The sequence below is a fragment of the Microbispora sp. H10885 genome, assembly GCF_014161415.1.
GTDB lineage: Bacteria > Actinomycetota > Actinomycetes > Streptosporangiales > Streptosporangiaceae > Microbispora > Microbispora triticiradicis.
Genome location: NZ_JABBWY010000010.1, coordinates 41099 through 63677, shown reverse-complemented (window position 1 = coordinate 63677; position 22579 = coordinate 41099). Strand labels below are relative to the sequence as shown.

Sequence of the window (22579 nt, the reverse complement as noted above, 5' to 3'; positions counted from 1 at the left end):
TCAAGACCACCGCCTCGGCGTGCGCTACAACGGTCTCCGGCGCCGGCCATGGCGGTCGGCGCGGGCATCTGCGCGCGGAGGCGGACGATGGACGTGGGCTTCGTCGGGCTCGGGATCATGGGACAGCCCATGGCGCTCAACCTGGCCCGGGCGGGGACGCCGCTGGTGGTGTGGAACCGCACGCCCGCCAGGAGCGAGCCGCTGCGGGCCGCGGGCGCGGTGGTCGCGGACGACGTGGCCGGCGTGTTCCGCCGGGCTTCCACGGTGCTCCTCATGCTGGCCGACGAGGCCGCCGTCGACGCCGTTCTGGAGCGCGGCACGCCGCGCTTCGCCGGGCTCGTCGCGGGCCGTACGGTGGTCCACATGGGCACCACCTCCCCCGCCTACTCGGCCGGGCTGGAGGCCGACGTGCTCGCGGCCGGGGGCCGCTACGCCGAGGCGCCGATCTCGGGTTCCCGGGTGCCCGCCGAGGAGGGGCGGCTGGTGGCGATGCTGGCCGGGCGGCCGGACACGGTGGCGGAGGTCCGCCCGCTGCTGGCGCCGATGTGCGGCAAGACGGTGGTGTGCGGCCCGGCGCCGAGGGCGCTGCTGACGAAGCTCGCGGTGAACATCTTCCTCATCACCACGGTCACCGGCCTGGCGGAGTCGCTGCACTTCGGCGAGCGCCAGGGCCTGGACCTCGGGCTGCTCGTGGACGTGCTGAACTCGGGCCAGATGGCGAGTGACGTCTCCCGCGTCAAGGCGACGAAGCTGGCCGGGCGTGACTTCGCCGCCCAGGCCGCCATCGCCGACGTGCTGAAGAACAACCGCCTCATCGCCGAGGCGGCGCGGCAGGCCGGCATCGCCTCGCCGCTGCTGGACGTCTGCCACACCCTGTTCGGCGAGACCCTCGGGCTGGGCCACGGCGCGCTCGACATGGCGGCCGTCGTCCACGCGATCGAGGCGAGAACGCGGGAGGCGCAGGGGGCGCCGGAGACAGGCGGAACACGCCAAGAAGGAGCATGCGCATGACCTCTCGCCCGGTCGTCGTCGTCACCGGCGGCACCCGCGGCATCGGCCGCGGCATCGTCGAACTCCTGTGCGCGGACGGGTACGGGGTCGTGTTCACGCACTCCGGCTCCGACGCCGACGCCAAGGCGCTGGAGGACGACCTCGGCGGCCGCGGCGCCCTGATCCGGGGCGTACGCCTGGACGTGACCGAGGAGGACGCGCCGGCCCGGCTGTTCGACCTGGCCGAGTCGGCCGGCGAGGTCACGGGCCTGGTGAACAACGCCGGGGTCACCGGCAGGCTCGGGCCGTTCGCCGAACTGACCGACGCCGACCTGCGGCGGGTCGTCGAGGTGAACCTCGTGGCGCCGGTGCGGCTGTGCCGGGAGGCGGCGCGCCGCTGGTCCGGCCGTACGCCCGCGACCGGCGCAGCGACCGGCGGGACGACCGGCGCAGCGACCGGCGGGACGATCGGCCGGGTGATCGTCAACGTCACCTCGGTCGCGGCCCGCACCGGCTCGCCGGGCGAGTACGTCGCCTACGCCGCTACCAAGGCGGCGGCCGAGACGCTGACCGTGGGCCTGGCCAGGGAGCTCGGCCCGGCGGGCATCCGGGTCAACGCCGTCTCGCCGGGGACGATCGACACGACGATCCACGCCCGGGCCGGAGAGCCGGGCCGGGCGGCACGGGTCGCTGCGCGGGTGCCGCTGGGGCGTCCCGGGAAGGCGGAGGAGATCACCGAGGCGGTCCGCTGGCTGCTGTCGGACCGCGCGTCCTACGTCAACGGCGCCGTCCTGGAGGTCGCCGGAGGGCTCTGACCCGCTCCCGGCCCGCGGCGATGACCGGGAGCGAGGACCGGAGTGTCGCGACGATCCCGATGACCGCGTGCCCGATGACCGCGTGCCGGGACCAGGCGAACGCCGGTCGGGCGAGAATGGTCAGGCGAGCGCGGCGGTCCACCGGGCGGGCGTGAGACCGTAGGTGCGCTTGAACATCCGCGTCAGATGGGCCTGGTCGGCGAAACCGGCGAGCTGGGCCGTCTCGGACAGCGGCACGCCGTCGCGCAGCAGGCGCCGCGCCCGGTCCAGTTGCCGCATGGTGCGGAAGCGGGTCGGGCTGGTGCCGAAGGCCGTGCGGAACTGCCGCGCGATCGTCCATCGGTCCAGGCCCGAGACCGCCTCGAACTCGGCGAGGGAGTGCCGCACCGCCGGATCCTCCGCGATGAGGTCCCGTACGCGGGCCAGCGCCTCCAGCGCCAGCGGAACCGGCCTGCCCGGGCGGCGCACGGCCGCGTGCCTGACCAGTGTCCGGGCGGCGAGCAGCGTGGTCGTGAGGCGGCCGAAGTCGTCCAGGGGCTCGTCGATGTCCCGCAGGCACGCGGCGAGCGCGGGGTCGACGTCGCGCCGCCCGATCACGGGATCGGCGACGAAGGGCAGCGGGCCCCCGCCCAGCGCCTCCTGCACGAGGAACGGGTCGAGGTAGATGATCCGATAACCGAACCCCTCGTCGGTGCCGGCCGTGCCGTCGTGCACCTCGTCGGGGTGCAGCACGTGCAGTTCCCCCGGCAGGCAGTGCCGCGCCTCGCCCCGATAGCGGAACGTCTGCACCCCGTGAAACGTCATGCCGATCGCGTAGGTGTCGTGGCGGTGCGGAGCGAACCCCTCCCCGGTCAGCGAGGCCTCCAGACGCTCGATGCCGGCCGCGCCGGATCCGAACCGCAGGCGGTGGCCGGGCAGGGTCCCACCGGCCGGCAGATGCCGGCGCGGGTCCGCGCCGCCGCCCGGCATGTCCCCGCCGCCCCGTGAGTTCGTGCCGCCCCGTGAGTCGTTCCGCACGAGGCGAGACTACAAGCGGGCGCGGACGCGCCTGCGAGCACGGCGAAGGCCCGGTGCAGGCCCAGCGCAGGCCCGGCGCAGGCCCAGCGCAGGCCCGGCGTAGGGGCCACCGCGCCGGCAGGGTGACGGCGCAGCGGTGCGGCATGGGGGCGGCACAGCGCTCGGAGGCGGGCACAGCGCGGGGTTCGGGGCGGGCGCGAGACAGTGGGCGGGACAGTGGGCGGGACAGGGACGGCGGATCTTGGCGGGGAGGGCCCGGCCCCGCTAGCGTCGCCTCGTGTCCGCGCTCACCGATGATCTCCCGACCGCCGCCGGAGCGGGCTGATGGACGGTCCGGCCCGGGTCTACGTCGTGTGCTCGGAGGTGCCGCCGGGCGTCGTCGGCGGGCTGGGCCGGTACGCCGAACGGATCATGGCCGCCCTCCGGGACCTCGGCGTGCCGATCGAGGTCTTCGGGGCCGCCCGCCGCGGCGCGGCTCCCCCGGCCGAACGTCGTGGAGACGTGACGCTCCGGCGGCTTCCCACCCCCGGTTACGGCATCGACGCCGGCTCCCCCGTCCCGGCCGTGCTGCGTCGGCCGGCCAGGGTCGCCGGGCTGCTGGTGTTCAACGTCCGCGCCGCCGCCCGCATCCTGCGCGCCGAGGAGGCCCGCCGCCGGCCGGGACCACGCGGAGAGAGGCGGTCCGGGGAGGGACGTGCGGTGGTCGCCGTGCACGACTGGATGGGCTGCGTGGCCGGGATCCTGTGCGGCGCGCTCGGACGGCTGCCGGTCGTGTTCCACGTGCACACCCGCGAGCTGAACGCGCCCGGAGCGCGCCGCTCGGCGTACGCCGTCCTGCTCGACCTGCTGGAGACGGCGCAGGCACGGACGGCGCGGCTGATCGTGGTGCCGAGCGCCCGCATGCGCGACGACCTCACCGCCCAGGGGTGGCCCGGCGACCGGCTGGTCGTCGTGCCGCACGGCTTCGAGGACCCCGACCTGTTGCGGCTCGCCGCGCTGCCGGACGACGAGCGCGAACGGACCCGCGCGGAGGTACGCCGCCGCTACCTGCCCGGCGGACGGGGCCGGCTCGTCGTGTTCGCCGGGCGCCCGTCGCCGCACAAGGGGGTCGGGACGCTGATCCGGGCGGTGCCGAGGGTCGTCTCCGAGCACGGTGACACGCGGTTCGTGCTCGTCGGCGCGGGGCTACCGCAGACCGCCGACGCCGCCGAGGTCGCCCGGCTGATCGAGCGGACGGGGACGGGCGGGCACGTCGTCGCCGGCAACCGGTTCCTCCCCTCCCCCGAGGTGTTCGCGCACTTCCTCGCCGCCGACGTGTGCGTCTTCCCGTCCGTGTACGAGCCGTTCGGCCTGGTCGCCGTCGAGGCGATGGCGCTCGCCCGCCCGGTGGTCGTTGGGCCCGGCTACTCGCCCGAGGTCGTCGGCGACGGCGCGCTCCGCTGCGCGGACGACGTCCCCGGCGAGCTGGCCGCCGCGCTGCTGCGCTGCCTGGACGACCCCGGCGAGGCGGAACGGCTCGCGCTGCGGGGCGCGGCGTACGTGCGCGAGCGTTACGGCTGGGCACGCACCGCCGAGCGGACCCTGGCGGTGTACGCCGCCGCGGCCGGGACCGGGGAACGGCCCTGATGACGGTCCCGGGTACCACCTCCGTGAGGGGCGCCCGGGTCCGCGGCCACGGCGAGGCGCCGCCCGCGCCCCGCGCGGCAGGACATGACGGTCAGGCACCGCCCAGGCGCAGCGGCAGTGTGCGGGGGCCCCGCACCTGACCGGCGGCCCAGGTCACCGCCGCGGGGTCGGCGAGGCCGAACACCGGGATACGCTCCAGCCAGACCTCCAGGGCGACCCGCAGCTCCATCCGGGCGAGGTGCGACCCCACGCACCGGTGGATGCCGAGGCCGAAGGCGACGTGCCGGTTGACCTCTCGGTCGATGACGACCTCACCGGCCCGCTCGAACTGCTCGGGGTCGCGGTTGGCGGCCGGGAACGACAGCAGGACCCAGTCGTCGGCCCGCATGTCGGCGCCGCGCCAGCTCATGTCCTCCTTCACCAGCCGGGCCATCGTGACCGGAGCGTACGCCCGGAGGAACTCCTCCATGGCCGTGGGCAGCAGGTCCGGCTCGGCGACCAGCCGCTCGCGGTCGGCCGGGGTCTTCGCCAGGTGCCACAGCGACGCGCCGATGGCGCTCCACGTCGTGTCGATGCCCGCGATGAGCAGCAGGGCGATCGTTCCGGCGACGTGGTTGGGCTGCAGCTTGTGGCCGTACAGCTCGGCGTCGACCAGGTAGGTGGTCAGGTCGTCGCGCGGGTTGTCCACGTGGTCGCGGATCTGGTCGTACAGGTAGTCGAACAGCTCGTCCATGCGCGCCATCCGCTCCTCCGGCGGCAGGTTGACGCCCTCCAGGGCGCTTTCGACGAACCTGCTGAAGCGCGGCCCGTCCTCGGGCGGGAAGCCGAGCATGTCCGCGATCACCCGGATCGGGATGTGCTGCGCGTAGTCGCGGGCGGCGTCCACGACGTCGGCGCCCTCCAGCGCGTCGACGAGCGAGTGGCAGAACGCCCGCGTCGCCTCCTCCCGCCTCGCCACCGCCTTCTTCGTGAACGCCGGGAGCAGCAGTTTCCGCGCGTCGTGGTGGAACGGCGGGTCGGAGGAGATCGGCGGGGTGGCCCCCACGGGCGCGGTCTCCGCGGGCGGCCGGTAGTTGCTCATGATGATCGACCGCGAGGAGAAGCGCTCGGTGTCGTAGGCGATCGCGGCCACGTCCTCGTACCGGGTCGGCAGCCACCCGCCGCCGAACCTCCCGGTGTGCGCGATCGGGCAGCGAGCCCGCAGGTCGTCCTGGATCGGGTACGGGTCGGCGGCCCACTCGGCCTCCAGGTGGGAGAAGTCGGTGGCCCAGTCCGACACCGGCCCGGTGACGATCTCGTTGCGGGTGCCGGCGGGCGGCCCCTGCTTCCGGAAACCACCGGTGAAGCGGTCGTCGACGGTCATGTCACGCCTCCTCGGTGAGGACGACCGCTCTTTCCGGGCAGTTCGCCGCGGCCAGCCGGGCCGCCTGCTCCTGCCCGGGCGGTACGGCGCCGTCGCCGGGCACCCGGCCGTACCCCTCGTCGTCCTCCTCGAACAGGCCGGGGGCGAGGTCGTAGCAGCGGCCGTGCCCCTGGCACCGGCCAGGGTCGATCTGCACCTTCATGGTGTCGCTCCCGTGCTTTCCGATTCTGGTCGTTGATTGGGTCCGGCCGGGGCGAGAGCAGCGACGAGACGGGTAAGCAGGGCGCTCCACTCCTCGTCGCCGACCCCGTGCAGGTCCGGCGTGACGATCACGCTGCCCATCGCGAGCAGGAGGCAGAGATGGGCGAGCGCGCCGGCCGGCAGCGCGGGGTCGATCTCGCCGTCGTCCTGGGCGGCCCGCACCAGGCCGGTGAGCCATCCGGCCCGCTCCCCGACGTACTCACGCATGGGCCGGGCGACGTCCTCGTCGCGGCGGGCCGCGACCAGCGCCTCGGCGATCAGCGAACTACGCGCGTCCTGCCGGTGCGGGAGCCTGCGGCCCACGGCGACGAGCAGGTCCGCGACCGGGCGCGCCGGATCGGCGGCGAGCAGCTCGGCGAGCAGGCCCGGCCCGTGGGCGTGCAGCGCGGCGGCGATCAGCTCGGCCTTCGAGCCGAAGTGCGCGTACAGCGCGCCGTTGCTCACCCCGGCCACGGCGGCGATGTCGGCGACGCGTGTGCCGTCGTACCCGCGCCGGGCGAACACCTCGGCGGCCGCGCGCAGCAGCCGCTCGCGCGTCTCGGCCGCGGTGACTCCCGCGATCCGCCCCATAACGGAATTAAAAGACCGTTCATTTGAATCCGTCAAGACCGGGAACCCTGAACGGTCGACGTTGCTGGGAGGGGTGACGGCAATCACCAAACAGAGCAAACTAGCACTATGCGGGATAAAGCGGGCATGGCTCCAGCGAATCACGAGCCGGTCGTCGACGCGTTGCTCGCCTGCGCCGTGCTGGCGTTCACCATCCCGACGTCGATGTTCGGCTACACCTTCGCCGTGTGGGGCACGGCGCCGTTCTGGATCGAGATCCTGGCGGGGGCCGTGACGGCGGCGACGATGCTGGTGCGGCGCCGCACGCCGTGGCCCGCCGTCGCCGCCTCCGCCGTCTGCGCCTGCGTCACCGGGCAGACAGTGCCGATGATCCTCGCCGTCTTCTCGATGACGGCCGAGCACCGTCCGCGCCGATGGCAGTACGTCGCCCTGGCCCTCGTGGTGGTCTACGGCGCCGTCGACTACGTGAACCCGCACACCGACCGTTCCGTCTACCTCAACATCGTGCGCGCGCTGACCCTCATCTACCTGCCCGCCCTGGTCGGCACCTGGGTGTACGCCTACCGGCGGCTGATCCAGGACCTGCGGCACGGCGTGCGCGAACGCGAGGAGATCGCCGCGGCGGAGGAACGCCGGAAGATCGCCAGGGAGATGCACGACACCGTCACGCACGCGGTCACCGCGATGGTGCTCAACGCCGGGATGGCGCGCGACGCCACCGAGCCCGGCGAGGTGCGCGAACTGACGGCCGTTATCGAGGACAAGGGGGTGCAGGCGCTCAGCGAGCTGCGTGAGCTGCTCACCGTGCTCCGGCATGAGGAGGGGGACCTCGCCGGGGGCGTCGACGCCATCGCGCGGCTGGTCGGCGAGGCGAAGGCGAGCGGCCTCGAGGTCGACCTCCGCCTCGACGTCCCCGCGGAAGGGCTGCCGAGGCAGGTCTCGCACGCGTGTTACCGGCTGGTGCAGGAGGGGCTCAGCAACATCCGCAAGCACGCGCCCGGCGCCCGGGTGCTGGTCACCTGCGAGACCGTCGGCGACCAGGTCGCCGTCTCCGTGACCGACACCCCCGGCAGGGCGCGGCCCGGCCGGACCGACGTCCGCGCCGCGCCCTCCCTCGGCGGGGGGTTCGGGCTGGCCGGTATCCGCGAGCGCGTGTGCCTCGCCCATGGCCGGTTCTCCGCCGGACCGACCCCCGAGGGCGGCTTCACGATAGCCGCCTGGCTCCCCCTCAAGTGAGGCGACACGGCCGGCGAAGACCGGGCGTACCGCCGTTTTCGCACGTCCGGCGGGGGTACGCCTTCCTTGCCGGCGCATCGCCGGCGCGCGGGCCGACAGCGCCCGCCCGGCGTGCGGCGTACGGAGGCGGCGCACCGCCCGCACGCCGTCCGGCGCAACGATCGCGTTCGAGGGCAGCCATGAAAGCCGTGGTCTACGAAAGTCCCCGCAAGGTCCGTGTCGCCACCGTGCCGGACGCCCGGCTGGAGCGGCACACCGACGTGCTCGTCCGCGTGACCGCGGCCAACATCTGCGGCTCCGACCTGCACATGTACGAGGGCCGCACCGACTTCGAGCCGGGCCGGATCCTCGGTCACGAGAACCTCGGCGAGGTGGTCGAGGTCGGTGCGGCCGTCGACCGGGTCAGGGTCGGCGACATGGTCTGCATGCCGTTCAACGTCTCGTGCGGCTTCTGCGCCAACTGCGAGAACGGCCTGACGGCCTTCTGCCTGACCACCAACCCCGAGCCGGGCCGGGCCGGCGCCGCCTACGGCTACGCCGACATGGGCCCCTACCAGGGCGGCCAGGCCGAACTGCTGCGCGTGCCGTACGGCGACTTCAACTGCCTGGTGCTGCCCGAGGACGCGCGGGAGAGGCAGGACGACTACGTGATGCTCGCCGACGTCTGGCCCACCGGCTGGCATGCGACCGTGCTCGCCAGAGTGCAGCCGGGCGACACCGTCGTGATCTACGGCGCGGGACCGGTCGGCCTGATGGCCGCCTACTCGGCCCTCCTCAGGAACGCGAGCGGCGTGATGGTGATCGACCACCATCCGGACCGGCTGGCCAAGGCCGAGGAGATCGGCGCGATCGCGATCGACGACTCCGTGTCCTCCCCGGTGGAGCAGGTCCTGGAGCTCACCGAAGGCGCGGGCGCCGACCGGGGCTGCGAGTGCGTGGGCTTCCAGGCCCACGACCCGGAGGGCGACGAGCATCCCAGCATGACCCTCAACAACCTGGTCAAATCGGTGAAGTTCACCGGCTGCATCGCGGTCGTTGGCCTGTTCGTCCCGACCGACCCCTGCGGCGGCGACTCCCTCTACCGGCGGGGAGCGGTGGCGATCGACTACGGGACCTTCTGGTCGAAGGGGCAGACGATGAGCACCGGCCAGTGCAACGTGAAGAACTACAACCGCCAGTTGTGCGCCCTCATCCACGAGGTCGGCGCCCGGCCGTCCTGGATCGTCTCCCACGACCTGGACATCGACGACGCGCCCGAGGCGTACGCGCGCTTCGACGCGCGGGACCGGGGCTGGACCAAGGTGGTCCTGCATCCCGGCAAGCCCGACTGACGACGGCGCCGGCGGTCGCGGCTCGCGTTCGCAGGCCGCCGTTCGCAAGCCGGCGTTCGCAGGTCGTGTTCGGTGGCCGGCGTTCGCAGGCCGGCGTTCGCGATCAGTGCGAGTCGCGCGGCACCGGGTGACCGCTGGAGCCGGTGAGGAAGCCCAGGTCGGCGCCGGTGTTCGCCTGGCCGACCGTCTCGACGTACAGGCGCTCCCAGCCGCGGCTCGGGGCGGCGAAGGCCTTCGTCATTGCCGGGGACGGCTCGCGGGCGGCCCACTCCTCCGCCGGGACCTCGACGTCGAGCCTGCGGGCGTCGACGTCGAGGACGATCATGTCGCCGTCGCGGACGAGGCCGAGCGGGCCGCCCGCGGCCGCCTCGGGCGCGACGTGCAGCACGACCGTGCCGTAGGCGGTGCCGCTCATCCGCCCGTCGCACACGCGGACCATGTCGCGTACGCCCTGGGCGAGCAGCTTAGCGGGCAGCGGCATGTTGGCGACCTCCGGCATGCCGGGGTAGCCCCGGGGCCCGCACCCCCGCAGGACGAGCACCGAGTCGGGCGTGACGTCGAGGTCCGGATCGTCGATCCTCGCGTGGAAGTCCTCGACGGAGTCGAACACGACGGCCGGCCCGCGATGCCGCAGCAGGTGCGGCGAGGCCGCGGCCGGCTTGATCACCGCGCCGCCGGGGGCGAGGTCGCCGTACAGCACGGCGATTCCGGCGTTCTCCAGCAGGGGCGTCTCGCGGGGCCGGATGACCTCGGGGTCGTGGATGCGCGCGGCGCCGAGCCAGTCGACCAGCGGCCGGCCGGTGACGGTGATCGCCTCCGGGTCGAGCAGGTCGCGGACCTCGCGCAGGACGGCGTGCAGGCCTCCGGCGCGGTGCAGGTCGTCCATCAGGAACCGCCCGGCGGGCAGCAGGTCCACCAGCAGCGGCACACCCGACCCCGTACGGTCGAAGTCGTCCTGGGTGAGCTCCACCCCGAGGCGCCCGGCGATGGCGAGCAGGTGGACGACGGCGTTCGTGGACCCGCCGAGCGCGGCGAGCGCCACGACGGCGTTGAGGAAGGACCCGCGGGTCAGCACCGTGCTGGGGCGGCGGTCCTCGGCGACCATCTCGACGGCGAGCGAGCCGCTGGCGTGGGCGGCCTCCAGGAGCCTGCTGTCGGCGGCCGGCGTGCCGGCGACGCCGGGCAGGGTCATGCCGAGCACCTCGGCGAGCAGCCCCATCGTGGAGGCCGTGCCCATCGTGTTGCAGTGACCCCTGCTGCGGATCATCGACGACTCCGAGCGCATGAACTCGGCCTCGGTCAGCGTCCCGGCCCGGACCTCCTCGCTGAGCTTCCACACGTCCGTGCCACAGCCGAGCGGGACGCCGCGGAAGTGGCCGGTGAGCATGGGCCCGCCCGGAACGACGATCGCGGGCAGGTCCACCGACGCCGCGGCCATCAGCAGCGCGGGGATCGTCTTGTCGCATCCGCCGAGCAGCACGACCCCGTCGACCGGGTTGGCCCGCAGCAGCTCCTCCGCGGCCATCGCGGCCATGTTGCGCCACAGCATGGCCGTGGGGCGCACCTGCGTCTCCCCCAGCGACACCACCGGCAGGTTCAGCGGGACGCCGCCCGCCTCCCACACGCCGCGCTTGACGTGCTCGGCGACCTCGTCGAGGTGCGCGTTGCAGGGGGTGAGGTCCGACGCCGTGTTGGCGATCGCGATGTGCGGGCGCCCGTCGAAGGCATGGGCCGGCAGCCCGCGCCGCATCCACGCGCGATGGATGTAGGAGTTGCGGCCGGCTCCGCCGTACCACTCGGCGCTTCGCGTCCCCATGCGGCACCCAGGTTCCTCGGGAGGTCAAAGACAGATGTCAGAGACAGAGGTCAACGACTCTGCGAGGCTAACCCACGCCTCACTTGTCCCGAAAGAGCCAAGTGATCCACTTTTCTCCCAGTCGCAATCGTGGCGCCAAACGACCTAATATCCGGAAATATGACCAGGCGGTTCACCGCGACCCAGGCCGGCCGGGACGTGTACGCACTCGGCGAGGGTCCCGTGTGGGATCCCGCCCGGGAGCGCCTGCTGTGGGTGGACATCGACGCGGGCGCCGTACACGAGGGACGGCTCGACCCGGCGAGCGGCGCGATCGAGGCCGCCACGCTGCACATCTTCGGCGGCACCGTGGGCGCGGTCGCCGTCTCCGCCGAGGGCGACCTCGTCGTCGCCGAACAGGCGGTCCTCACCAGGGTCGGCGTCACCGGACGGCGCACCGAACTCGCCCGGGTGCTCCCCCCGGGCATACGGAGCAGGCTGAACGACGGCGCCGTCGACCCGGCCGGGCGTTTCCTGATCGGCAGCATGGCCCTCGACGACCGGAAGGGCCGGGAGGTGCTGGCCCGGCTCGACGGCACGACCCTCGTCCACCTCGACGAGGACCTGACCCTGTCGAACGGCCTCGCCTGGAGCCCCTCCGGCGACCGCCTCTACAACGTCGACAGCGTGCCCGGGGTGGTGTGGGCGCGCGACTACGATCCGGCCACCGGCCGGACCGGGCCGCGGCGGGAGCTGTTCGCGCTGGACGGGCCGCCCGGCACCCTGCCCGACGGGATGTGCGCCGACGCCGACGGCAACCTCTGGATCGCCGTCTTCGGCGGCGGGCGGGTCGAGTGCCGCGATCCGGCGGGCCGCCTGCTCGCCGTGGTCGAGGTCGGCGCCCCGAAGCCCACCTGCCCGGCCTTCGCCGGGCCGGATCTCGACATCCTCGTGATCACCACGGCGACCGAGAACATGTCTCCCCGGGAGCTGGCCGAGCACCCCGGTTCGGGGCACCTGTTCACCGCCAGGGTCGGCGTACGCGGCCTTCCGGCACCCTACTGGGCGCCGCCGGTCACCCCTTCCGTATCGTGAGGCTCCACCCGTGAGCAGATCGTGAGCGGGCGGCGGACACCCATCCGCGGCACGGAGAACCACAGCACGGAGAACCACTTGCACCACCACTCCCCCGCCGGCCCAGCCGCATCCGTCCTCCCTCCCTGCCGTGCCGTCCGGGCACCCCGGTAGGGGGCGGGCGCATGCGGGCACTGGTCATCACGGGACCCGGCGCGGCCGAGGTCCTCGACGTCGAGCCGCCGGTCGCCGCGCCCGGGCAGGTGGTCGTCGACGTCGAGCGGGCCGGTGTCTGCGGCACCGACCTGGAACTGTTCAGCGGCGCGATGAGCTATCTCCACTCCGGCCAGGCCTGGTATCCGCTGCGCCCGGGGCACGAGTGGTGCGGGGTCGTCACGGCGCTCGGGGAGGGCGTCGACCCCGGCTGGCTGGGCCGCCGCGTCACCGGCGACACGATGCTCGGCTGCGGCCGCTGCCGCTTCTGCCTAGCCGGCCTGCGCCACGTCTGCCCCGACCGGGCCGAGATCGGGATCCGCATGGGCTTCCCCGGAGCGCTGGCCGAGCGGCTCGCCGTACCGGCGTCGGCCCTGTACGCGCTGCCGGAGACGATCGACGCGACGCTCGGCGCGCTCGTCGAGCCGGGCGCCAACTCGCTGCGCGCCGTACGGGCGGCCGCCGCGGGGCCCGGCGACCGGCTGCTGGTGCTGGGCACCGGCACGATCGGGCTGCTCGTTGCGCTGCTCGCGCGGGCGCGGGGGGCCGAGGTGCACCTGCTGGGCCGCGACGAGCCCGCGCTGCGGCTGCCCCGCGACCTCGGTTTCGGCGACGTGTGGACCCGCCCGTCACTCCCGTCGCACCCGTGGGACGCGGTGGTCGACGCGTCCAACGCGGCGGACCTCCCGGCGCTCGCGCTCGACCTGGTCAGGCCCGCGGGCCGGGTAGTGTATATCGGAATCGCGGCCTCCCCCAGCCGCGTCGACACCCGCGACCTCGTGTTCAAGGACGTCACCGCCGTCGGCGTGCTCAGCGGCTCGGGCGGCCTGGCCGGAACCATCGAGGCGTACGCGGACGGATCGGTCGACGCCCATCCACTCGTGGCGGCCACCGTCGGGCTCGGCGACGCCGCCGAGGTGCTGGCGGGACGACGCCCGGCGGGCGCCGGGCCGGGCCCCAAGATCCACATCGATCCGCGGCGATAGCGGAGGCGCTCGCCCGCCTCTGAGGGAAAGCGATGAGATCATGAGCCTTACCGATGCCGGAGCGCGCCGGCTGACCCAGCCGGACCCCGCCGCCCTCGCGGCGGTGGAGGCGGCCGTCCCGGGGATCACCCGTGCGCGGGCGAGCGACCGGCTCGGCATGGCGCACGACGCCTCGCACTACCTGCTGACCCCGCAGGCGGTGCTGGTGCCCGAGAACGCCGAGCAGGTCGCGGCGCTGCTGCGGACCGGCCTGCCGCTGACCTTCCGGTCCGGCGGCACCAGCCTGAGCGGTCAGGGCGTGAGCGAGCACCTGCTCGTCGACACCCGCAGGCACTTCCGGGACGTCGAGGTGCTGGACGACGGCGCCCGTGTCCGGGTGCAGCCCGGCGCCGTGCTGCGGCAGGTCAACGCCAGGCTCGCGGCGTACGGCCGCCGGCTCGGGCCCGACCCGGCCAGCGAGGCGGCGTGCACGATCGGCGGGGTCGTCGCCAACAACTCCAGCGGGATGACCTGCGGCACCCACGCCAACACCTACCGGACGCTGGAGTCGATGGTCCTCGTGCTGCCGGGCGGGACCGTCGTCGACACCGGCGCCCCCGACGCCGACGCGCGGCTGCGCGCCCTGGAGCCCGCGCTGGCCGAGGGCCTGGAACGGCTGCGCGACCGCGTCCGCGGCAACCCCGAGTCGGTGCGGCGGCTCAAGGCGCAGTTCGCCCTCAAGAACACCATGGGCTACGGCCTCAACAGCTTCCTCGACCACGACTCCCCGGCCCAGATCCTCGCCCGCCTCGTCGTGGGCAGCGAGGGCACGCTCGCGTTCGTCGCCCGGGCCGTCCTGCGTACGGTGCCGGCGCACCGGCTCGCCGCGACCGGCCTGGTCGTCTTCCCGACCCTGCGGGCGGCGATGGCGGCGGTGCCGGAGATCGTCGCCGCGGGTCCCGCCGCCGTCGAACTGCTCGACGCCGAGTCGCTGCGGGTCGCGCGGACCGACCCGGGCGCCGACGGCGTCCTGCGCGCGCTGGAGGTGCGCGACCACGCGGCGCTGCTGGTCGAGTGGCAGGAGTCCGCGCCCGAGGTGCTCGCCGCCCGCGAGCGGGACGCCGCTGAGGTCTTCGCCCGCCTCAACCTCGCCGCCCCGGCCCGGCTGAGCGGGGACACCGCCGGCCGGGCGGCCCTGTGGCGCATCCGCAAGGGCCTGTACGCCGCGGTCGCCGGCGCCCGGCCCAGTGGCACGACGGCGCTGCTGGAGGACGTGGCCGTCCCGGTGCCCGCCCTCGCCGCCCTCTGCGACGACCTCGCCGGGCTGTTCGCCCGGCACCGCTACGAGCGCAGCGTGATCTTCGGCCACGCCAAGGACGGCAACCTCCACTTCATGCTGAACGAGCGCTTCGGCGACGATCCGGAGCGGTACGCCGGCTTCACCGAGGAGATGGTCGACGCCGTGCTCGGCCGCGGCGGCACGCTCAAGGCGGAGCACGGCACCGGGCGGGTCATGGCCCCCTTCGTCCGCCGCCAGTACGGCGACGAGCTGTACGAGATCATGCGGGAGGTCAAGCGGTTGTGCGACCCCGGCGGCACGCTCAACCCCGGCGTCGTGCTCACCGACGACCCGCGGGCGCACCTGCGCGACCTCAAGCCCGTCGTCACCGTCGAGCCCGAGGTGGACCGCTGCGTGGAGTGCGGCTACTGCGAGCCGGTGTGCCCGAGCCGCGACCTCACCACGACCCCGCGTCAGCGGATCGTGCTGCGCCGCGAGATCGCCGCGGCCCGGGCGGCGGGCGACGAGGCGCTCGCGCGGCGGCTGGAGCGGGAGTACGACTACGACGCCGTCGACACCTGCGCCGTGGACGGCATGTGCGCCACCGCCTGCCCCGTACTGATCAACACGGGCGACCTCACCAAGCGGCTGCGCGCCGAGCGCCACGGACGCGCGGCGCGGGCGGGCTGGACGTCCGCCGCCCGGCACTGGGGAGCGGTGACCCGGGCCATGGACCTCGCCATGGACGCCGCCGCGGCGGCCCCGGCCGGGCTCGCCGAGCGGGCGAGCCGGGCGGCCCGCGCGGCCGGCGACCCCGACTCGGTCCCCCAGTGGAGCCGCGACCTGCCGCGCGGCGGCGTCCCCCGGCGCGCCGCACCAGCGGAGCGGGCCGACGCGGTGTACGTGCCGTCGTGCCTGAACACGATGTTCGCGCCCGCCGACGGCGGCCCGGGGGTCATGGCCGCGGTCTTGCGACTCGCCGCACGGGCCGGTCTGCGGCTGCGCGTGCCGGAGGGCGTCCAGAGCCTGTGCTGCGGCACGCCGTGGTCGTCCAAGGGGTTCACGGAGGGCTACGAGGTGATGCGCGAGCGGGTGCGGGAGTCCCTGCTGACCGCCACCGAGGGCGGCCGTCTCCCGGTGATCAGCGACGCCGCCTCCTGCACCGAGGGGTTCGAACGCCTGGTCGCCGCGGCGGGCGGCGGGCATGCCGCCGATGCCGCCGCAGGGGGCGAGGGGCCGGTCGTGACGAAGGACGGCGAGCGGGCCGTTGTCGCCGGTGCTGAGGGAGGCGAGCGGGCCGCTGCGGCGGCTCCCGCCGTCCGGGTGGTCGACGCCGTGACCTTCGTGGCCGAGCACGTGCTGCCCCGGCTGCCGGAGCCGCCGGAGGGCCGCAAGCGGGCGTCGCTGGCCCTGCATCCGACCTGTTCCTCCACTCGCCTCGGCCTGGACGCCGCCGTCGCGAAGATCGCCGCGGCCGTCGCGGAGCGGGTCGTCGTGCCCGAGGGATGGCAGTGCTGCGCCTTCGCCGGCGACCGCGGCCTGCTGCACCCGGAACTGACCGCCTCCGCCACCCGCGCCGAGGCCGCCTCGGTGGCCGAAGGCGGCTTCGACGCCCACGCGTCGGTCAACCGCACGTGCGAGATCGGCCTCACCCGCGCCACCGGGAAGACCTATCACCACCTGCTCGAACTGCTCGACCAGGTCACGCGCTGAGCTCTCGTCGTGGCGGCGGCCTGTGCGTGGGTCAGGTCCCGGCGCCGCCGGCCCGCTGCCGGTCCAGCAGCCCGGACAGCCGTTTCGGCGCGATCATCCGGTAGCTGTCCTCAAGGAGTTCGGCGATCTCCGCCCAGTCCTGGGCGGCGTCGAGGCGCGCGCCCACCCAGCCCTTAGCGCCGACGTACGGAGGGACGAAGAAGCGCTCCGGGTCCGACGCCACGAGGGCCTGCTGCACCCCCGGACCGGCCTTGAACGTGAGGGACCGCCCGTCCTCGCTGGTCATGGCGAAGAGCTTGTCGCCGATGCGGAACGAGGGCGCGGTGTGGCCGCCGAACGGCTTCTCCACCGCCTCGGGCAGGGACAGGCAGATCTCCCGGACCCGCGCCACCGCGTTCTCGTCGCCCACCACGCCGTCCCTCTCTCCCGCTCCGCGCCGGGCCGCCCCGGCAGGCGCCCGTACCGCCCCAGTATGGCCGTGCCGGAGCGTCACGGTGTGCGGCGGTTCGTCGTACTGTCCGGTGGACGGATCACGCCCTGACCCGAGGACTCCGCATGCCGAAGCTCAACCGCCCCCCGCTGCCGGTCATCACCGAGCACGACACCCCCATGCCGATGCGCGACGGCACCGTCCTGCGCGGCTCCGTCCACCGCCCGGCGGAGGGCGGGCCGTTCCCGGCGCTGCTGGTGCGCACACCGTACGGCGAGGACTCGTTCCGTACGGCGCCGGTGCTGCCCGCGCTGCGGGCCGGGTTCGCGGTCGTGCTGCAGCACTGCCGGGGGCGCGGCACCAGCGACGGCGAGTTCCGGCCGTGGCTGGACGAGGGCGCCGACGGCCACGACACGATCGGCTGGATCACCTCGCGGCCCTGGTCGAACGGCGAGGTCGTCATGAGCGGCATGTCCTATCTCGCCGGGTGCGCGTTGCAGGCGGCGGCCACCCGTCCGCCGGGGCTCAAGGCGGTGGTCGCGGCGATGACGCCGCACGACTTCCACGACGGCCTGAAGTATCACGGCGGGGCCTTCGCGCTGGGGTCGGCCCTGAACTGGGGCGCGTTCCAGGCGATGCTCGGTCTGCTGCACGCTGCGGAGGCCGGGGAGGACGTCGGCCCGGCTCTCGGCGAGGTGCTGCGGGTCCTTGACGACCAGGAGACCGCCGTACGCACCCTGCCCGTCGGGGACGTCCCGGGCATTCCGTGGTGGGGCGACTGGACCTCGCACGTGGCGCGCGACGCGTACTGGGAAGGCCTGGCCGAGACGCTGCGGCACGACCGCGTCGAGGTGCCGGTCATGCACGTGGCGGGCTGGTTCGACCTGTTCCTCGCGGGGACGCTGGAGAACCACCGCCGCCTCGGCGGCCCGCTGGTCATCGGGCCGTGGTCCCACCTCGCGCCGGGCGCCACGGGCACCGGGCGGCTGTTCTTCGGTGCGGCCGCCTCGGCGCAGGCGATCGGCCTGGAAGAGCGGCAGATGGCCTTTCTCCGGGGCGAGGACGACGGCCCCGCGGTGCGGATCTTCGTGATGGGCGACGACGTCTGGCGGGACGAGGAGGCCTGGCCGCTGGAGCGGGCCGTCGGCACCCCCTACTACCTCCACGCGGACGGCCTGCTCTCCCCCGAGCCGCCCTCGGCGGCGGAGCCGGCCGTCTTCGTGTTCGACCCGCGCGACCCCGTCCCGACCGTCGGCGGCCCGACCCTGCTGGCCGATCCCACCAACGTCGGTCCCCAGGACCAGCGGGACGTGGAACGACGGCCGGACGTGCTCTGTTACTCGTCGGAGGTGCTCACCTCCGACGTCGAGGTGACCGGCCCGGTGTCGGTGGCCCTCCACGCGGAGACCTCGGCCGCCTCGACCGACTGGACGGCCAAGCTCGTCGACGTCCATCCGGACGGCCGGGCGATGAGCGTGATCGACGGCATCGTCCGGGTTCTCGTGCCGTCCGGGACGTTCGTCGTCGATCTGGTCGCCACCAGCCAGGTCTTCAAGGCGGGCCACCGCATCCGGGTGGAGATATCCAGCTCCAACTTCCCCCGCTTCGACCGCAACCCCGGCACCGGCCGCGCCGGCTCCGGTGAGGCGGACCTGGTCGTCCAGCACCAGAAGGTCCACCCGGACTCCTACATCACCCTGCCGATCGTCCCCCGCCGAGCGGCACCGTAGGCCGGCAGCCCCCGAGGGGGGACGCACGCAGACGCCGAATCACCATCGCTGTCAGCAGGCGATTCGGCGTTCGGCGGACGGTTCGGGTCAGAGTTCGTCGTTCAGAAGCGCGTCCACGGACTGGACCGTGGCGGCGGCGCGGATCCACGCGTCCAGCCGGTCCAAGTCATGGCACTTCCTGATCTTGTCGTTGAGCTCGTCGGGCACCTCGATGCCGCGGGCGGCCAGCACGGTCAGGATCGCCTCGGTCTTGCCCTCAGCGATGCCCCTGGCCTTCCCTTCAACGATGCCCTCGGTCTTACCCTTGGCGATGTTCTCGCGGGCCCAGTCGCTGAGGTACTCGTAGCTCTCTGTCTTCATGTGCCTCTCCAAGTGATCCCAGATCTCTCGGGGGAGCGCCGCACGCACCATGTCAGCGTACATACCCCCCTGGTCACGGTCGAGATTGTGCAGCGCGGCGAACAGCGCGTTGAGGATATCGGGGCCCTGCGGCGTGGCGGCGTGGTGAATCACCGACAGCATCGCCAGTTCGATGTCGTCGGCCGCCTGGCCGGGATCGGTGATGACGGGGACTTCGTCGGGGCCGGCGACCAGCGGTGTCAGCACCAGCCCGGGGTGGCCGAGCTCGATCGGCCGGGAGCACCACCGGGCGATGGCCGCCTCCGGGCAGATCACCAGCAGCATGACCGGGCATTCGAGGCGGGTGCGCAGGCTGACGAGGTACATCGGCCAAGACCACATCTTGCCGGGATCGCGGCCCCGCTGCACCTCCACGATCACCGCTACGACCGGCTCGGGGTCGGCACCGGGGCGCTTGCGCCGGAACACGATGACCGAGTCGGCGTGACGAGAGGCGGGCGTGACCTCCGTGAGGTCTGCCGACTCGACCGCGGCGTAGTCGAACTCCGGGAGCTGTACATCGAGGGAGCGGGCCAGGAGCCCGGCAGCCAGATCGGGCCGTTCCTGAAACAGCCGTATCACCGCTTCGTGTTCAATCGTAAGCACAGGGTTACAGTAGATCTTCGCAGTGGCGCTACTCGCATGATCGTAGCTTTGAGTAATAATATCGTTACTATGAGTGGTGTCCGTGTGCGCTGTTGCTCGCCGGCGCCACCGACATCACTCCGCCACCATCGGCTGCCCGGCTATCGGATGTAGTCGGGTGGGACGTGGTCGACAAGCCAGACGCCGTTGGCGCTCAGCCGGAAGTGATGCCCGGCCGCGTGCATCGCCGCCGCGTCCACGACGAGGACGACCGGCTTGCCCCGGCGGGCGCCGACGCGGGTGGCGGTCTCCCGGTCCGGCGACAGGTGGACGTGGTGACGTTCCATCGGCCGCAGACCCTCCTCGCGGATCGCCTCCACGTTCCGGGCGACCGTGCCGTGATAGAGGATCGGGGGCGGCTCGGCCACCGGCAGGTCGAGATCGACGGACACCGAGTGCCCCTGACTGGCGCGGATCCGATCGCCGTCGATCACGTATCGCCGCTTGTCGTTGTCGGCGACCACCTGCTCCAGTTCGGCACGGGAGATCGGGAACCCGTTCGCGGCCGCCGCCGTCAGCAGCGTGTCGACGGCGACCCAGCCGTGCGCGTCCAGTTCGATGCCGATGCGCTCGGGTTCGTGGCGCAGATGCTTGGCCAGGTACTTCGAGACCCGCACCAGCCTGCGTTGGTCCATCGGCGTCTCCCGGTGTCCTCGATGAGCCCGCTGAACGCCGCGGGGACTGGCCGGCCGGGTGAGGAGGGCTCGGAGGCTGGATGTGCCAGCAGGCCCGTCACAGGCCCACCTGGAATCGAACCAGGAGAGAAGGAAGCCCCCGAATGGCCTCACCGGGCCGGAGCGCGAGGAAAGCGGGCGGACTAGACAGGCGCCCTTGCGGGCAAACCGGTTCCCAGAGAGGTAGAAGGAAGCCCTCCCATGGCCTCGCGATCTTCACGATATCAGGCGGGGATCAGCTCGTGCAGGGTCGCGGGCGTGTAGACGCGCGCCCCCTCCGGGAGGCCGGGGGGTGTCTCAAGCCCGATGTACGTGACGTGACCGCCCGCCGAGGCCTTGCTTCGCAGCAGGTCGGCCAGGTAGCCGACCCGGAGGTAGTCCCGCTCCACGATCGAGCGTACGAGCAGCGACGTGGTGACCCGATTGCCCTCCACCTGGTTGAAGGCCGGATGGCCGGACAGGTAGAGATGCAGCCACTTCACCCGCCAGGCGCCGTCGTCCCCGCGCAGGAAGACCAGCGGAAGCGCGATGCGGCCGGACCCGCGCAGGTCGGACTTCATCCGGACGGTACGCGGCTCGAACGGCCTGCCCTCCTGCGTGGCGTCCCTGGTCATGTAGCCGAAGAACGCCTCGGCGGCCTCGTCGAACCGCTCTCCGGCGTAGACGTGGACCTGTGGGATGACGATCGGCCGCGTCGCATGCGGAAGTCGTATGTCGATGAACTCCGACGCGCCCTCGGCGGCGTCGGTGAGGTCACCCGAGTAGGTCGCGAAGTCGTTCCCGTAGGACGTCCACGAGATGTGCGTCGGGTTGTCGTAGGTGGCATCGAGCATGAGCGCGGACAGGTCGTAGTCAGTGCTCCGGCCGGCCTGACGCCAGTACACGAAGAAGCGGAGCAGCTCACCGTCCACGGGTGACAGGGAGCCGCGGGGCAGCACCCCGAGCCCGGGCGCGGCGCTCTTGCCCGACAGGGGTAGCGCCACGTCGAGCACGGCGGGGTCGACGATGAGCTCGCCGGGGTCGGGCAGGCGGCGGCTGATCTCCTCGTCGAGGATGGCGAGGGTCCGGGTGAGTGCCTCCTCGTCCAGCGGAGAGCGGGTGTCGGGGGTCGCCCACGCCTTACCGTGCCGATTCGTGAAGACCCGGTCCACGGGGACGGCCCGGTTCTGCAGGTGCTCGCGCAGGGAGAGCAGCACGCGGCCGGAGGCGTGCGCGGCGGCTCGCTCCGCCGCCTCCAGCACCGCGGAGCCGCCACCCGTACGCAGCAAATGGTCGAGGCGGCGCAGCAGCGCGCCGGGCGTGTGCTCCAGCAGTGCGACGGCATCGCCGGTACGGCCCCCGGCCAGCGCGGCCTCGACCCGGCCGCCGAAACTCGCCGCCTCGCGCACGCCCCTGGCCACGTCGAAGACCTCGGCCGCCATGGGGAACTGAGGGTACTCGTGCGGGTGCAGGCGCTCGCCGAGCCGCTTCCACTGCTCCCGGTGGCGGAGCACGTCCCCGTGCTTGGCGGCCGGGACGGCGTCGAGAGCGGCCAGCAGGATCCGGCGCTCGGCCCGGCGGAAGGAGCGCAGGCGGGTGGGGGTGGACAGGGTGACGTCACCCTCGGAGCAGAGCGCGGCCACCCTGAGCACGTCCGTCACGGTGTCGACGAGCAGCGGCTGCCCGGTGGCCAGCCGCACTTCGTTGACGACGGCCCGGTTCTCGCGTACGGGGACGTGCTCGGGCCGGTCGCCGGCGCAGAAGGCGGCGAGGGCGCGCAGGGCCGTGAGGTCCTCGGCGGCGAGCGGGACCTCGGAGCCGGCGAGCGAGAAGTAGAGCTCCCGCGCCTCGTCCCGGAGGCTCCCGCCCAGCTCCAGCACGGTCACCCGGTCCTTGGCCAGGGGGATCAGCTCGTCGTGCGCCGCCAGCAGGTCGGCGTAGGTGTGCTGGTAGCGGCCGTACCGCGGCAGATCGAGCAGGTTGAGGGTGCCCGGCTGGAGCCGGGCGGCGGCGACCGGGTCGAGCATGGCCTCACGCAGCAGTCCCGCCCAGAACTCCAGGGTGTCCGGGACGTTCCTCGGGAAGTCGACGAAGTAGGCGTTGTGTACGACGTGGTCGCCCACAAGGCGGCGGACCGCGGCCAGGACCCGCACGCCAAGGTCGATCACCTGCTCGCCGGGCAGCCGGGCCAGGCGGTCGAGCAGCGCCGGCGAACACGTGAAGCCGACGCTGAGCAGCGCCGCGTCGAGCTGCCGGGCCGCCACCTCACCCCAACCGGGCGTGCCGTCCCCCTCCGCGTCGACGGGAACGCGCAGGCGCCGGGAAATGATGAGATCTTCCACGCAGGCACGATATATGGCCACTACAGGCGGATCGCCACTCGAATACCGGGCCGCGTCGACGGTGACGGGCCATGTTCCGGAAGGCGTCGGCCGCCGGCGGCATCTCGACGAGGCCTTCCTCGGAGCGTGCGC

Annotated in this window: 18 protein-coding genes; 9 read left to right on the top strand and 9 right to left on the bottom strand. The window is 73.4% G+C overall.

Going from position 1 to position 22579, the window contains the following annotated elements; all coding sequences use genetic code 11:
* Positions 1-87: 87 nt before the first annotated feature.
* Together HHX37_RS25770 and HHX37_RS25765 are read left to right on the top strand one after the other, a co-directional pair.
* Positions 88-1011 (top strand): NAD(P)-dependent oxidoreductase, encoded by a 924-nt coding sequence (locus tag HHX37_RS25770; protein ID WP_182881214.1) that lies wholly within the window; start codon positions 88-90, stop codon positions 1009-1011.
* Complete coding sequence (locus HHX37_RS25765) at positions 1008-1805, top strand: SDR family oxidoreductase (RefSeq protein WP_182887105.1); 798 nt, start codon at positions 1008-1010, stop codon at positions 1803-1805. Before HHX37_RS25770 ends, HHX37_RS25765 begins: the two co-directional genes overlap by 4 nt.
* 120 nt (positions 1806-1925) lie before the next feature.
* Here the strand turns inward: HHX37_RS25765 and HHX37_RS25760 are convergent, their stop codons facing one another.
* Positions 1926-2822: an AraC family transcriptional regulator gene (locus tag HHX37_RS25760; protein ID WP_310740533.1), complete on the bottom strand. Its 897-nt coding sequence runs from the start codon at positions 2820-2822 to the stop codon at positions 1926-1928.
* 324 nt (positions 2823-3146) lie between these two features.
* On the opposite strand from HHX37_RS25760, the gene HHX37_RS25755 reads away from it, so the two are divergent.
* Positions 3147-4448, top strand: a complete 1302-nt coding sequence (locus HHX37_RS25755) for a glycosyltransferase family 4 protein (protein WP_182887104.1) — start codon at positions 3147-3149, stop codon at positions 4446-4448.
* A 91-nt stretch (positions 4449-4539) separates the two neighbouring features.
* On the opposite strand, the gene HHX37_RS25750 is transcribed toward HHX37_RS25755, so the two are convergent.
* The 3 genes from HHX37_RS25750 to HHX37_RS25740 are packed head-to-tail and all read right to left on the bottom strand — an operon-like array spanning position 4540 to position 6642.
* Entirely contained in the window at positions 4540-5811 is a 1272-nt protein-coding gene (locus tag HHX37_RS25750) for a cytochrome P450 (protein ID WP_182887103.1), read from the bottom strand.
* A 1-nt stretch (position 5812) separates the two neighbouring features.
* A complete protein-coding gene (locus HHX37_RS25745; RefSeq protein WP_117408283.1) occupies positions 5813-6013 on the bottom strand; it encodes a ferredoxin in 201 nt (66 codons plus the stop codon).
* Positions 6010-6642 carry a TetR/AcrR family transcriptional regulator gene (locus tag HHX37_RS25740; RefSeq protein ID WP_182887102.1) on the bottom strand — a complete coding sequence of 211 codons (633 nt, stop codon included), beginning with the start codon at positions 6640-6642 and terminating at the stop codon, positions 6010-6012. The genes HHX37_RS25745 and HHX37_RS25740 overlap by 4 nt, the downstream gene beginning before the upstream one ends.
* A 126-nt stretch (positions 6643-6768) precedes the next feature.
* Here HHX37_RS25740 and HHX37_RS25735 point away from each other — a divergent pair, with 126 nt between their 5' ends.
* Both HHX37_RS25735 and HHX37_RS25730 read left to right on the top strand, forming a co-directional pair.
* Positions 6769-7878, top strand: a complete 1110-nt coding sequence (locus HHX37_RS25735) for a sensor histidine kinase (RefSeq protein ID WP_182887101.1) — start codon at positions 6769-6771, stop codon at positions 7876-7878.
* A 179-nt stretch (positions 7879-8057) separates the two neighbouring features.
* Positions 8058-9209 carry a glutathione-independent formaldehyde dehydrogenase gene (locus HHX37_RS25730; protein ID WP_182887100.1) on the top strand — a complete coding sequence of 384 codons (1152 nt, stop codon included), beginning with the start codon at positions 8058-8060 and terminating at the stop codon, positions 9207-9209.
* Between the two features lie 103 nt (positions 9210-9312).
* On the opposite strand, the gene HHX37_RS25725 is transcribed toward HHX37_RS25730, so the two are convergent.
* Positions 9313-11025: an IlvD/Edd family dehydratase gene (locus HHX37_RS25725; RefSeq protein ID WP_182881219.1), complete on the bottom strand. Its 1713-nt coding sequence runs from the start codon at positions 11023-11025 to the stop codon at positions 9313-9315.
* A gap of 159 nt (positions 11026-11184) precedes the next feature.
* Between HHX37_RS25725 and HHX37_RS25720 the strand changes: the two genes are divergently transcribed.
* The 3 genes from HHX37_RS25720 (at position 11185) to HHX37_RS25710 (ending at position 16248) form a co-directional block, all read left to right on the top strand.
* Positions 11185-12099 (top strand): SMP-30/gluconolactonase/LRE family protein, encoded by a 915-nt coding sequence (locus HHX37_RS25720; protein WP_182887099.1) that lies wholly within the window; start codon positions 11185-11187, stop codon positions 12097-12099.
* A 164-nt stretch (positions 12100-12263) separates the two neighbouring features.
* The gene (locus tag HHX37_RS25715; protein WP_182887098.1) at positions 12264-13277 is read left to right on the top strand and encodes a zinc-dependent alcohol dehydrogenase; all 1014 of its coding nucleotides are present in this window, start codon (positions 12264-12266) and stop codon (positions 13275-13277) included.
* A gap of 40 nt (positions 13278-13317) precedes the next feature.
* A complete protein-coding gene (locus HHX37_RS25710; protein ID WP_182887097.1) occupies positions 13318-16248 on the top strand; it encodes an FAD-binding and (Fe-S)-binding domain-containing protein in 2931 nt (976 codons plus the stop codon).
* Between the two features lie 31 nt (positions 16249-16279).
* Here the strand turns inward: HHX37_RS25710 and HHX37_RS25705 are convergent, their stop codons facing one another.
* Positions 16280-16657: an MmcQ/YjbR family DNA-binding protein gene (locus HHX37_RS25705; RefSeq protein ID WP_182887096.1), complete on the bottom strand. Its 378-nt coding sequence runs from the start codon at positions 16655-16657 to the stop codon at positions 16280-16282.
* Between the two features lie 146 nt (positions 16658-16803).
* Between HHX37_RS25705 and HHX37_RS25700 the strand changes: the two genes are divergently transcribed.
* Complete coding sequence (locus tag HHX37_RS25700) at positions 16804-18408, top strand: CocE/NonD family hydrolase (protein WP_182887095.1); 1605 nt, start codon at positions 16804-16806, stop codon at positions 18406-18408.
* Between the two features lie 87 nt (positions 18409-18495).
* Here the strand turns inward: HHX37_RS25700 and HHX37_RS25695 are convergent, their stop codons facing one another.
* The 3 genes from HHX37_RS25695 to HHX37_RS25685 form a co-directional block, all read right to left on the bottom strand.
* Positions 18496-19389 (bottom strand): hypothetical protein, encoded by an 894-nt coding sequence (locus HHX37_RS25695; protein WP_182887094.1) that lies wholly within the window; start codon positions 19387-19389, stop codon positions 18496-18498.
* Positions 19390-19553: 164 nt separating this feature from the next.
* On the bottom strand, positions 19554-20087 hold the full coding sequence (locus HHX37_RS25690; protein WP_182887093.1) for an RNA 2'-phosphotransferase: 534 nt from the start codon (positions 20085-20087) through the stop codon (positions 19554-19556).
* 263 nt (positions 20088-20350) lie between these two features.
* Positions 20351-22447 carry a hypothetical protein gene (locus HHX37_RS25685; protein ID WP_310740532.1) on the bottom strand — a complete coding sequence of 699 codons (2097 nt, stop codon included), beginning with the start codon at positions 22445-22447 and terminating at the stop codon, positions 20351-20353.
* Between the last annotated feature and the right edge of the window lie 132 nt (positions 22448-22579).